The sequence below is a fragment of the Streptomyces calvus genome, from assembly GCF_006782915.1.
Classification (GTDB): Bacteria; Actinomycetota; Actinomycetes; order Streptomycetales; family Streptomycetaceae; genus Streptomyces; species Streptomyces calvus.
This window is the reverse complement of sequence record NZ_VCNP01000010.1, coordinates 243,669-256,712: the sequence shown is the minus strand read 5'-3', so window position 1 is coordinate 256,712 and position 13,044 is coordinate 243,669. Positions and strand designations below refer to the sequence as shown.

Genomic DNA, 13,044 nt, shown 5'->3' with positions numbered 1-13,044 from the left:
GTACGGCGCCGGTCCCGTGGACTCTCACCCCAGTGGCCCAGCGACACGCGCCTCACGGCGGCGCGTCGCCTCGCACCGTCCCCTCGCCCCGGGCCGTCCCGCGGTCCCACGCCGTTCCGCGGTGCCACTGCTTCCGGATCACCGCGTACGTCTCCCCGTCTCCCGGCGGCCGCGTCCAGGAGCGGGTGGTGAACGTGAGCAGCCGCCCGCTGGTGATCGCGTGACGCGGCAGTCCGGCGCCGAACTCCCGGGCCACCGCCTCCAGCAGCGGACGTTCCGCATCTGCGACGTTCCGCCCGTCACCGAAGAAGCGGCTCGGCTCCAGCGCCCCCGGTACGTCCCCGCAGTGCCGGACCTCTCCGTCCGCGTACGTGAAGGCGTACTCCTGCGCACCGTCCCGCGCCACCGGGAGATGGACTGACCCGCCGTCCCTCGGGTTCGCCCGCAGCGCGTGGAACTGCCGGTGCATGTGCGCCCGAGGGTGGCAGCCACCACTGACAGTGCCCGGCCGCCGGGGACGGCGGGAGCCGCCGGGGACGGTGCGGGTGATGCCGAGGACGGCGGGTGGTGCCGAGGACGGCGGGTGGTGCCGAGGACGGCGGGTGGTGCCGAGGACGGCGGGTGGTGCCGAGGACGGTGCGGGTGGTGCACGGGACGGCGGGCGGCGGGCACGGGACACCTCCGCCCGCGGACTGTGCGGCAGGTCAACGGCCGTGTGCGGGGCGGTCGTGCGGGGGAGGGGCGGGGAGCAGGGCGGGTCGGGAGCCGTGGGGGAGGCACAGGGTCGAGTCCGTGTGGAGGGTGATGTGCGTCGGCGTGAGGGCGGTGGCGTCGAGCGGCGGCTCCCCGGTGCCGGGATTGCGGGCGAAACGCGGATGGGCGCCCCCGCTGATCTGCCAGCGGATGCGGTGACCGACGGCGAAGCGATGGGCGGTGGTGCCCATCGGTACGGTGACCTGGGCGGCCGTCCCTCCGGTCGTCCGGAGACTGCTCAGGCCGTCGCAGACGTTGACCGAGCGGCCCTGCGCGTCCACGTCGCACAAACGGGTGAAGACGTGGGCGTGCCCGGTGTCCGTGGAGACGCTCAGCCGTGCCGCGACCGGGCCGAGCACGTCCAGGGGCTCGGTCAGCGGAGGGCCGGTGAACGTCAGGACGTCGTCCCTGGCCTCCAGGACACTGTTGTCCCGGGCACCGGCGGTGCCGGAGAGCAGGGGGCCGCCGAGGGACGGGGTGGGGTCGGCCGGGTCGTAACGGAACGCCGTCACGGGCGTGGAGTCCGTGGGGGTCTGCCGGGTGAGCCGGCCGTCCGGCAGCGGGTACCACGAGGCGGTGGTCCGGGCCGGCGGCCAGTCGGCGAGGTCCCGCCAGGCGTTCGCGCCGCCGAGGTGCACGCGCACCGGTGTGGGGCGCAGGCCGGAGGGGTCGGCGCACAGGTGGGCGCGCAGCCACGCGAGGCTCTCGGCGAACACCTCGGGCCACCCCTGCTGCAGGGCGGAGGTGTGGGTCCAGGGTCCGACGAGCAGCGAGGCCGGGCAGCCGGCCCGGCGCAGTCGGCCGTACTGCTCGAAGGTCTGGTCGGCCAGCGTGTCGTGCCATCCGGTGATGAGGGCGGTGGGCACGCGCAGCCGCTCCGCCGCTCCCGCCGAGGAGGCGCCGCGCCAGTAGGGGTCCTCGGCGTCGGGGTGGGCCAGCACGTCGGCCAGCCAGGGCGGTTCCGTCCCGAGGGCGGACGCGTACGCCCCGCGCAGCGGCAGGGCGGTGGTGGCCGTGCGCAGGCGCCGCCGCAGGCGCAGGGCGGCCCGCACCGAGGGGACCAGGCCCTGGTGCTGGTAGGTCATGCCCACGCCGACGGCAAGGGCGTTCTCCAGACGCGGCACGCCGTCCGCGTGGAACAGGGCGTACGGATCGTGCAGGCCCACCTGGACCACCATCGCCTTCAGTTCCGGCGGCGGATCCGCGGCGAGGGCCCATTGCACGTAACCCAGGTAACTGGGGCCGACGGTCCCGAGGGTGCCGTCGAACCAGGGTCGCCCGCGCAGCCACGCCACCGTGGCCAGGCCGTCGGCGGCCTCGTTGCGCCACAGGTCGAACGCACCGCCCGAACCGCCGGTGCCGCGGCAGCTCTGCAGCACGACGTGGAAGCCCTGTTCGGCGAAGAGCAGCCCGTACATGGGTGCCCAGGGCAGGCCCCGGCCGTAGGGCGAGCGGACCAGGAGGGTCGGGAAGTCGCCCCGGGTGCGCGGGAAGTAGTGGTCGGTGATCAAAGGGCTGCCGTCGGCGGCCGGCACCACCAGTCCGGCTTCCCGTCCCACGGCATGTCGTCTCGCCGGAAGCCCCCGCCAGGTCGCCCTCATCAGACGGGCGGACAGCGGCGGCCTGCCGGCCGGTCGCATCCGGTCGGGTCCGGCCCCGGCGTCGGGCGTGCGTGATGGCATCGTTCCCCCTCCATCCTTCATTTCCGTACGGTGTACGAGAATAGAGGATGCTTGGATGGCCCCGGCAAGGGCCGCCAGGCAAACCCGGGGAAGGAGCACGCAACCGTGTCCGACGACGCACGGTCCGGCGCCGCGGGCGTCGACCCCGAACAGCTCTGGCTGCGCCCCGCGAAGCCCCGCAGGGGCCGCAGGCCCTCGTTCAGCCGGGAGGCGATCACCGCGGCGGCCGTCGCCCTCGCGGACGCCGAAGGCCTGGAAGCGGTCACCATGCGGCGGGTGGCCGCCGAGGTCGGGGCCGGCGTCATGTCGCTCTACAGCTACACCCCCGACAAGGAGACGCTGCTGGAGCTGATGGTCGACCACGTCAGCGCCGAACTGGAGATCACCGATCCGCTCAGCGGCGACTGGCGTGCCGACCTGAAGACCGTCGCCCACCTCCAGCGCGCCCACATGCTGCGCCACCCCTGGCTGCCCGCCGCCCTGTCCACCCGCCGCGTCCCGGGCCCCCGCACGCTGGCCTTCCTCGAACACGCGCTCGCCGCCCTGCGGCCCACCGGACTGGACGGCGCGGCCAAGCTGGAGGTCTTCGCCCAGCTCACCGCGTTCGTCGCCGGACACGTCGCCCACGAACTCGCGCAGAGCGCGGCCTCCCGCTCCCCGGAGCGCGCCGCGGCCGAGGCCCGCTACCTGGCGGCCGTCGCCGCCGACGGCCGCCACCCGGAACTGGCCGAAGCCCTGTCCGCCCCCGGACGCCCCCTCACCCCCGACGCCACCTTCACCCGCTTCCTCAACCGCCTGATCGACGGCCTCGACACCGACTGACCGGACACCACCCGCCCCCGGACACCTCGACCCAGGCGCCCTGCGCCCGCGCCGGCCCCGCCGTGGCGCCGGCCGGCGGCACGGGGTGCGGTGGGTGCGGCTGTGTGACGGCCCACATGCGCCGCGCTGCAACTGTGGACACGATGTACCTGCTGCCGGACCGTTACGGCGGGTCTCGCCGGGGAACCGGAGAGGGCGGACCGGACCGGCCGGTGGCCCTCTGTGCTGGACGTACGAGACGACTCCGGTCCAGCGTCGGTACCGGCCGGAAAGCGAGGCGTGGCGACATGGCGGAGCGAGGCGGCAATCCGGTCGGTCCGCGGACGGACGACGACCAGGTGACCGGAACCGGCGGCGCACTCGGTCACCGGCCGGCACAGTGTCGGCGATGAGTGGCCGCACGGCGTCCGTCGCGGCGCTGGCGGTGCTCGTCACCGTGAGCTCGTGCGGTACGCCGTCCGAGCGGCGCGGCCGTGTCACCGAGGACGTCACACGCTTCGAGCGGGCTCTGGACGCCGGGCAGCCTGCGCAGCTGTGCGCGGCTCTCGCGCCGTCCACCAGGGAGGAGTTGGAGCAGGCGGCGAAGACCCGGTGCGAGCGGGCGATCGGCGAGCAGGGCCTCCCGCGGGCCGGTGCCGTGCGGAGCGTGGACGTGTACGGCGGCCAGGCCCGCGTGGTGCTGGAGCACGACACGGTCTTCCTGGCGCGGTTCACCGACGGGTGGAAGGTGACCGCCGCCGGATGTCGGCCACGTCCCCAGCAGCCCTACCAGTGCGAGATCAAAAGCGGGTGACCGGGCCATGAGAACGATGTTCACGGGGACGCTCCTGCTGATCGCCGCCGGCTTGGTGTACTTCACGGCGTTGGGGCTGATGCACCGATGAGCGCCGCCCCGGAGACACGCGAGGGCACCGCTCCGATCGGGCGCCGTGTCCGGCTGTTCCTGCGCCACAACAGTCTGGGCCTGTTCTTCGTCACGGCGTTCCTGCTCGCGTTGTCGGGGCAGGCGGTGGCGGGGCACGCGGAGTTCAACAACCAGCTCGTCGCCGACGGCCTGGAGCCCATCGGCTTCGGCGCCTACCTGACCACGTCGGACTTCGGCGTCGACGTCATGGAGAACTGGCAGTCGGAGTACCTGCAGTTCTTCCTCTACATCTTCGGCACCGTCTACCTGCTGCAGCGTGGCTCGCCGGAGTCCAAGGAACTCGGCAGGGCCGGCATCGAGTCGGACCAGGACCAGATGGTCGGCGAACACGCAGCCGACGACTCCCCGCGCTGGGCCGCAGCCACGGGGTGGCGCACGGCGGTCTACTCCCGCTCGCTGGGCCTGGTCATGGGAACCATCTTCCTGCTGTCGTTCCTGGCCCAGTCCGTCACGGGCGTGGCCGCCTACAACGAACAGCAACTGCGCCAACTCCAGGCGCCCGTGTCCTGGTCCGCGTATCTTTCCTCCGCGGACTTCTGGAGCCGTACCCTGCAGAACTGGCAGTCCGAGCTGCTGGCCGTCGCCTCCATGGCCGTTCTGGCCATCTACCTGAGGCAACGCGGATCGCCGGAGTCAAAGCCCGTCGGCGCCTCCCACTCCGCGACCGGCGTCGAGGGTTGAAGGCCATGATGGGTTGACCTGCGGCGTTCCCTGCCGGACATCGACGAATGTTTCGAAGTCACCCACGAATCATGCGAGATGTATTGACGCCGCCCGTCCGGTCCCTAATCATCCAAGCGATCGGAACTTCGACATCCGTTCGACATTGCGAACATGTCGAAGGTGCTCCACTCGTACAGCAAGGAGGCCGCCTCCGTGCCGCACCCGCCGCGACGGGCAGAACCGGCTGTCATGCCCACGTCATTCCGTCATTCCTGCTCGTCGTGCCGGCCGGCCGGACGGGATCCGGCCGGCCCGGTGCCCACGGACCGCCAGGAACCGCACCACCACGACAGTCCAGACCGCCCGCCTCTGACGAGGCCGGCCGCAACTCGAGGATGACGAGGTCCCCATGCGTAGACGAAGTTTCGGCCGCGGACGTCTGTCCGTGGTGCTCGCCGCCGCGGTCACGGCCCTGGTCGCGTTGGCGGCGGCGCTCGTCGCCAACCCGGCTCAGGCGGCCACCAGCGGCGCCCTGCGCGGCGTCGGTTCGGACCGGTGCCTCGACGTGCCGGGTGCCGCCCAGGCCGACGGCACGCTCGTGCAGATCTACGACTGCTGGGGCGGGAGCAACCAGCAGTGGACGTCGACGGACACCGGCCAACTGACCGTGTACGGCAGCAAGTGCCTCGATGTCCCGGGCCACTCCACCGCGGCCGGTACCCGGGTGCAGATCTGGACCTGTTCCGGCGGAGCGAACCAGCAGTGGCGGGTGAACTCCGACGGCACGGTCGTCGGCGTGGAGTCCGGGCTGTGCCTGGAGGTCGCGGGCGCCCGTACGGCCAACGGCACAGCGGTGCAGATCGGCACGTGCAACGGCGGCAGCAACCAGAAGTGGACCGGCCTGCCGGGGACGCCACCGACGGACGGCGCGTGTTCCCTTCCGTCGACGTACCGGTGGACGTCGACGGGTGTGCTGGCGCAGCCGGCGCACGGGTGGGTCTCGGTGAAGGACTTCACCACCGTGACGCACAACGGCAAGCACCTGGTCTACGCGTCGAACGTGTCGGGATCGTCGTACGGATCGATGATGTTCAGTCCCTTCACGAACTGGTCGGACATGGCGTCGGCCGGCCAGACCGGGATGAACCAGGCCGCGGTGGCGCCCACGCTGTTCTACTTCGCGCCCAAGAACATCTGGGTGCTGGCGTACCAGTGGGGCTCGTGGCCGTTCATCTACCGCACGTCGAGCGACCCCACCAACCCCAACGGCTGGTCCGCTCCGCAGCCGCTGTTCACCGGGAGCATCTCCGGCTCGGACACCGGGCCGATCGACCAGACCCTGATCGCCGACGGCCAGAACATGTACCTGTTCTTCGCCGGCGACAACGGCAAGATCTACCGGGCGAGCATGCCGATCGGGAACTTCCCGGGCAACTTCGGCTCGTCGTACACGACGATCATGAGCGACACGAAGGCCAACCTGTTCGAGGGCGTACAGGTCTACAAGGTCCAGGGCCAGAACCAGTACCTCATGATCGTCGAGGCGATGGGCGCGAACGGGCGCTACTTCCGCTCCTTCACGGCCTCCAGCCTGAGCGGTTCGTGGACCCCGCAGGCCGCGAGCGAGAGCAACCCCTTCGCGGGCAAGGCCAACAGCGGTGCCACCTGGACCAACGACATCAGCCACGGTGACCTGGTCCGCAACAACCCCGACCAGACCATGACCATCGACCCCTGCAACCTGCATTTCCTCTACCAGGGCAAGTCCCCGACGGCGGGCGGCGACTACAACCAACTGCCGTGGCGGCCGGGGCTCCTGACCCTGCGGCGCTGACCGACACCCACCACCTCGACGGACCCCGGCCGTGCACCGGCTGGGGTCCCCTCGCTCCACCCGGGCCGAGACGCCGTGCCGAGGATCCGCACCTTGGGACTCGCGCCGCGTAACCCGGGGACTCGAAGGGAACACGCTTCCATGCCCACGTACGACAACCCTGTGATCAGCGGGTTCCACCCCGATCCGAGCGTGTGCCGGGTCGGTGACGACTACTACCTGGTGTGCTCCAGCTTCGAGTACTTCCCCGGGCTGCCGATCTTCCACAGCAAGGACCTCGTCCACTGGGAGCAGATCGGCAACGTGCTCGACCGGCCCGGGCAGCTGCCGCTGCCCCTCCCCGGCGCCAAGGCGTCCGGCGGCCTGTACGCCCCCACGATCCGTCACCACGACGGCCGTTACTGGGTCATCAACACCAACATCGACGGCGGCGGCAACTTCGTCGTCTCCGCCGAGCGTCCCGAAGGGCCGTGGAGCGACCCCGTCTGGATCGACCTGCACGGCATCGACCCCGATCTGGCGTGGGAGGAGGACGGCACCTGCTGGTGCGCCTTCTCCGGGCCCGCGGGCGGCATCAACACGGCCAGGATCGACCCGGTCGGGGGCGAGGTGCTGGAGGGGCCCTTCGCCACCTGGTCGGGCAGCGGCCTGAAGTACCCGGAGGCGCCGCACCTCTACCGCATCGGCGACTGGTGGTACCTGCTGATCGCGGAAGGCGGCACGGAACGCGGCCACAGTGTGTCCGTCGCCCGCGGCCGCTCGCCGCGCGGCCCCTGGGAGGGCGCACCCGCCAACCCCCTGCTGTCCCACAGCGGTACCCCCCGCTCCATCCAGAACACCGGCCACGCCGACCTGGTGGAGGCGCCCGACGGCAGCTGGTGGACGGTGCTGCTCGGCGTCCGGCCGCGCGGCTTCACACCGGACGTGCACGTGCTCGGCCGCGAGACGTTCCTGACCCCCGTGGAGTGGGACGCGGACGGCTGGCCCCGGATCGGGCCCGTTCCCGAGAGCCACGCCGCCCCGGGCGGCGCCTGGCACCCCGTTCCGGCCCCGCCCGCCCGCGACGACTTCGACGACTCCGCTCTCGCGCCGCACTGGATCTCACCGTTCGCCCGCCCGGCGGGCTCCTGGTCGCTCACCGAGCGCCCCGGCCGGCTGGTCCTCCGCGCCACCGGCCCCACCCTCGACCGCCCCGGATACACCTTCGTCGGCCGCCGCCAGCAGCACCACGACTGCCGCGCCACCGCCGAGATCGACCCCGGTACGGGACGCGGCGGGCTCTGCGTACGCCTGGACGAGGCCCACCACTACGAACTGGAGGTCGGCAACGGCGAGGCCGCCGTCGTCGCCCGGATCGGTCCGCTGCGCCAGACCGTGGCCGCCCGACCCGTCCCGTCCGGGCCGCTGACCCTCACCGTCACCATCCGGACGTCCGATCTCGTGCCCGCTTCGCCCGAACTCACCGACGGCGGGACCACCGGCCCCGACACCGTCGCCTTCTGGATCGGCGACCCCGACGCCCCGGCCGCCCGGCCGCTCGCCGAACTGGACGGCCGCTACCTGTCCACCGAGGTCGCCTGCGGCTTCACCGGCCGCGTGATCGGCATGTACGCCACCGAGGGCACGGTGGCCTTCGACTGGTTCGAGTACGCCCCGGTCCCGGCGCCTCCCGCCTGACGCCCGGCGCGCGGCCGCCCGCGGCATCCCCGGGACATGACGTGGATGCCGCAGGCCCGTCGGCCGCGGCCAGGACGCGTGCGTCGCCCTCCACCGCGCCCCTTCCGGACGCTACCGACGGTCTCCCGGATGGCGGTCAGCCGTCGCACCGCCGGGAGCGCGCCCGGGACGGGAGCGCGCCCGTGAACTGTTCGCGCGAGGCGCCACCGCCCGTCCTGAACGCCGACGCGCCGCGAACCCACCGCCCGTCCTGAACGCCGACGCGCCGCGACCCACCGCCCGTCCTGAACGCCGACGCTCCGCCACCCACCACCGAACTGAACGCCGACGCTCCGCGACCCACCGCCCGTCCTGAACGCCGACGCTCCGCCACCCACCACCGGCCTGAACGCCGACGCCCAGCCACCCACCGCCCACGTGAGCGGTGTTCGCGTCCGCTCGGGAAGAGGCGCCCTGCCGACCACCGCCCGCACCGTCCGTCAGCAGGCCGCCCACCCTCATACCCCCATCCCGAGGCCGGGCCCGTACCGGCAGGCGTGCCGAGTGACACCACGCCCGGAATTCGGGTAAACCCTCCGCCGGGCACAGCAACTCATGAGCGGAGGCGCCCGGCGGCGGGCGCCCCGCACGGCTGAAGGGATGTGCTGTGAACGTAGCGGATTCTGCGACATCACCGGACGAAGCCGAGACCGGACGACGGGCGGGGACGTCGCCGGTGTCCCGCCGCGGGTTCCTGGCGGGCGCCGGCGCCGCGGTGGCGATGACCTCGCTGGCCGGGCCGAGCGCCGTCGCGGCCGGCACCCGCACCGACGGCGACCTGCGGCTGGGCACGGGCACCACCTTCGCGGCACGCATCTCGCCCGACGGCCGGTGGATCGCCCTCGACCTGCTGGGGGTCCTGTGGGTCATGCCGGCGTCGGGCGGGCAGGCGCGGCGGCTGACCAGCGACCTGTTCGACATCGCGCAGCCCGACTGGTCGCCGGACAGCAGCCGGCTGGTCTTCCAGTCCTACAGAGACGGAGTCTTCGACCTCTGGACCGTACGGCCCGACGGCAGCGGGCTGCGCCAGTTGACCGAGGGCCCCTACGACCACCGCGAGCCCCGCTGGTCACCGGACGGGCACACGATCCTCTTCTCGGGCGACGCGTCGGGCAGTTACGCGGTCCACACGTACGACGTCGACAGCGGACGGGTCGGCGCACTCACCGACGGCCCCGGTCAGGAGTACGAGCCGGCCTGGTCGCCGGACGGCAACCGGGTGGCCTTCGTCGTGGACAACACCCGTATCGACGTCGTGGACCGCACCACCGGCCGGCGCAGCACCCATGTCACCGTGCCCGCCGGCCAGGTGATCCACCAGCCGGAGTGGACCCCGGACGGCACCGGCCTGGTCCACCACCTGACCTACGACGGGCGCTGCCACCTCATGAGGGGTGACACGCCCCTCGTGGACGACCAGGAGACGTTCCCGTTCAGGGTGTCGTGGCTCGACGGCGAGCGCTTTCTCTACACCGCGGACGGCCGCATCCACGTGCGGTCGCTCACCGGCAGCGGCACCCGGACCATCGGCTTCTCCGCCGCCGTCACAACCCGACGGCCGAGGTACACCAGGCGCCGCTCCGACTTCGAGAGCACCGGCCCGCGGCCGGTGCGCGGCATCGGCAGCCCGGTGCTGTCCCCCGACGGCGAGCACATCGCCTTCCGCGCGCTCAACGACATCTACGTCATGCGGATCGGCCGTGCGCCGCAGCCGTTGACCCGTGACCACTGGTGGACGTGCGATCCCGCCTGGTCGCCCGACGGGAAGCGGCTGGCGTACTCGACGGACCGCGGCGGCACGCTCGACCTGTGGATCAGAGACCTCGACACGGGCCGCGACCGGCAACTGACCGACCTCGGCACCAGGGCCGCGGTGTCGGCGGCGTGGTCGCCCGACGGCAAGGAGATCGCCTTCCTGGACCAGGACGGCGCGCTGTGGACCGCCGACGTGGCGAGCGGTGACGTACGCCGCGTCTTCACCGCGACGTTCGAGCCCGGCAGACCCACCTGGTCCCCCGACGGCCGGACGATCGCCCTGGCAGCAGTGAAACCGTACTCGGCGAGATTCCGCGAAGGACTCAGCCAGATCCTGCTCGTCGACCGGACCACCGGGCAGGGCAGATACGTGGAGGCCGTGGCCGGCCGCTCGATCCAGACCCGGGGAGACGACGGACCGGTCTGGTCCCCGGACGGCAGACGCATGGCGTTCGCGGTCGCCAGCGTCCTGTACACCGTGGACGTCGCCGAGGACGGAACGCCGGTCGGTGAGCCCCGGCAGATCACCGGCGAAGTGACCGACGCACCGTCATGGAGCGGCGACTCCAGGCATCTGCTGTACCTCAACAACGGCAGGCTGCGCCTCGTCCCGGCGGACGGCGGGCGGCCCCGCACCGTCGCCGTGCCGCTGACGTGGACCGCCGTCCGGCCGCCGGCGCGCACCGTGGTCCACGCGGGCCGGATGTGGGACGGCGTCCGCCGGGAGATCCGGCGCGACGTCGACATCGTCGTCGAAGGGCACCGGATCAGGTCCGTGGAGCCGCACGACGACCGCCGGGCGGGCCAACGCATCGACGCGCGCGACCGGTTGGTGATGCCCGGGCTCATCGACATGCACCACCACCGGGAGATGCAGGGCTACGCCTACGGCGACCGCCAGGGCCGGCTCTGGCTCTCCCTGGGCGTGACCACCACGAGGTCTCCGGGAAGCCCCGCCTACCACATGGTCGAGGAGCGTGAGGCGACCCGTTCCGGCGCCCGGATCGGGCCCCGGTACTTCGCGACGGGCGAGGCGATCGACGGGCCGCGCATCTACTACAACTTCATGCGCCCCACCTTCACCGACGCCCAGCTGAAGCTGGAACTGGAGCGCGCGAAGAGCCTGGAGTACGACCTCATGAAGTGCTACGTCCGGCTGCCGGTCATGTGGCACAAGCGGGTCGTCGCCTTCGCGCACGACGCCGGGATCCCCGTCACCTCGCACTACCACTACCCGGCCATGGCGTTCGGCGGTGACGCGATGGAACACACCGGGGCGACGAACCGCTTCGGCTACTCGCGCACCGTGACACCGCTCGGAACGGGCTACTCCGACATCACGGACCTCTTCGTGGCGTCGGACATGGCCCGGACACCGACCCTCTTCGGCTCGACCACCCTGTACCGGGAGGACAGGTCCCTGGTCGAGGACCACCGGGTGCGGACACTGAACCCGCCGTGGCGGATGGCCGCCCTCCGGGAGAGCGCCGACGCGGCGGCCCGGACCGACCAGACGGCGCGGCGCGCGAACCTCCGGGCGCAGGTCCGGCAGGCCCTCGACATCTTCCGCAGGGGCGGCCGGATCGTCCTCGGCACCGACGCCCCGATCGACCACGCGGCAGTCAGCCTGCACATGAACCTGCGCGCGATGGTCACCTACGGCTTCACCCCCTACGAGGCGCTGGTGACCGCGACGAGCCTGGCGGGCGAGACACTGCACGAGGACCTCGGCCGCATCGCACCCGGCATGTACGCCGACCTCGCCGTCGTCGACGGTGATCCCCTCACCGACATCAAGGACGCCGCCAACGTCGCACAGGTGCTCGTGTCGGGCATCGCGCACACCGTCGAATCCCTGCTGCAGCCGTTCTCCGAGACGCCGCCGGCCGACTCCCGGAAGACGGCCGGCAGCAGCGTGCTGCCTCCCGTCCCCGACCACCCGGCGAACCGGAAGTTCTGGTGGCACGGCCACCAGTACGTGGAGACGGCACGGCACGCCTGCTGCAGCGGGTGAGGAATGCCGCGCGTCCCGCCGGGACGCGTCGCCGCGCGGCCCGACGCAGGGTCGGGGCGGCGGGCCGCGCGGCTGTCCCTCAACGCCGGTCGGTGCGTGGGCCGGTGGGGCATGCGTCGCTCCTCGACGAGCATCTCACCGGGGAACCTGCTGACCGTCGGGTACCGCACACCGCGCTGCGGCGTTCCGGTGCGCTAGTGCCCGAGCGGCGGGTGCTCGAGCACGCGGGGCTTGTACTCGACCAGCTGGATGCGGCCGTCGAAGGTGCGGTGCCCGGTCATCTCGAGGGCGACGTCCGGATAGCCGTCGTAGATGCGTTCCTTGCCCGTGGCCCCGGTGATCACCGGGAACATCACGACCCGGAAGCGGTCGACGAGTCCGGCTCGCAGCAGGGACCGGCACAGGCTGAGGCTGCCGATCGTGCTGAGGAGCCCCGAGCCACCCGACTTCATGGCGCGGACCGCCTCGACGGCGTCGTCGCGGACGAGCGTGGAGTTGGCCCACGTCAGTGGCTCCTCGAGCGAGGAGGAGAACACCACCTTGGACGCTCGCGTGAGCTCGTCGACGGACGCCTCTTCTTCGGGCCGGAACTCGTCCTGGCCCTTCGGGACCTCTCCTGCGGCGAAGCCCGACATCAGACGGTAGGTGTTCGCTCCCATCAGGTAGGTGGCCTCGGGCTGCTCGCCGAGCCATGCGAGGTACTCCGGGCCCTCGAGACCCCAGAACCCGGGCCATCCCTCTCCCGACGCGTAGCCGTCGAGGGACGTGATGAAGTCGACGAGAAGCTCCGACATGGCGGTGGTCCTTTCCTGGGGTGTCACGAGTTTGGACCGGCCCGGAGCCGTAAACTCATCGGCCGCGCTGTTCAGTGACGAGAACA

Annotated in this window: 9 protein-coding genes; 6 read left to right on the top strand and 3 right to left on the bottom strand. The window is 72.1% G+C overall.

Features of this window, described 5'->3' with window-relative positions; translation table 11 throughout:
* Positions 1-52: 52 nt before the first annotated feature.
* Positions 53-406: a hypothetical protein gene (locus FGW31_RS05400; RefSeq protein ID WP_185907419.1), complete on the bottom strand. Its 354-nt coding sequence runs from the start codon at positions 404-406 to the stop codon at positions 53-55.
* A gap of 298 nt (positions 407-704) precedes the next feature.
* Positions 705-2,354, bottom strand: coding sequence for a CocE/NonD family hydrolase (locus FGW31_RS05395; RefSeq protein ID WP_142192365.1), 1,650 nt, complete (start codon positions 2,352-2,354; stop codon positions 705-707).
* 186 nt (positions 2,355-2,540) lie between these two features.
* On the opposite strand from FGW31_RS05395, the gene FGW31_RS05390 reads away from it, so the two are divergent.
* The 6 genes from FGW31_RS05390 (at position 2,541) to FGW31_RS05365 (ending at position 12,164) form a co-directional block, all read left to right on the top strand.
* Positions 2,541-3,257: a TetR/AcrR family transcriptional regulator gene (locus FGW31_RS05390; protein WP_142192176.1), complete on the top strand. Its 717-nt coding sequence runs from the start codon at positions 2,541-2,543 to the stop codon at positions 3,255-3,257.
* 388 nt (positions 3,258-3,645) lie between these two features.
* On the top strand, positions 3,646-4,050 hold the full coding sequence (locus FGW31_RS05385; RefSeq protein ID WP_142192175.1) for a hypothetical protein: 405 nt from the start codon (positions 3,646-3,648) through the stop codon (positions 4,048-4,050).
* An 87-nt stretch (positions 4,051-4,137) separates the two neighbouring features.
* Complete coding sequence (locus FGW31_RS05380) at positions 4,138-4,863, top strand: DUF6766 family protein (protein ID WP_142192174.1); 726 nt, start codon at positions 4,138-4,140, stop codon at positions 4,861-4,863.
* A gap of 391 nt (positions 4,864-5,254) precedes the next feature.
* A complete protein-coding gene (locus tag FGW31_RS05375) occupies positions 5,255-6,679 on the top strand; it encodes a non-reducing end alpha-L-arabinofuranosidase family hydrolase (RefSeq protein ID WP_142192173.1) in 1,425 nt (474 codons plus the stop codon).
* A gap of 141 nt (positions 6,680-6,820) precedes the next feature.
* Positions 6,821-8,356 (top strand): glycoside hydrolase family 43 protein, encoded by a 1,536-nt coding sequence (locus FGW31_RS05370; protein WP_142192172.1) that lies wholly within the window; start codon positions 6,821-6,823, stop codon positions 8,354-8,356.
* 715 nt (positions 8,357-9,071) lie between these two features.
* Positions 9,072-12,164, top strand: a complete 3,093-nt coding sequence (locus FGW31_RS05365; RefSeq protein WP_220450336.1) for an amidohydrolase family protein — start codon at positions 9,072-9,074, stop codon at positions 12,162-12,164.
* 194 nt (positions 12,165-12,358) lie between these two features.
* On the opposite strand, the gene FGW31_RS05360 is transcribed toward FGW31_RS05365, so the two are convergent.
* On the bottom strand, positions 12,359-12,958 hold the full coding sequence (locus FGW31_RS05360) for a dihydrofolate reductase family protein (RefSeq protein WP_142192171.1): 600 nt from the start codon (positions 12,956-12,958) through the stop codon (positions 12,359-12,361).
* Positions 12,959-13,044 lie beyond the last annotated feature (86 nt).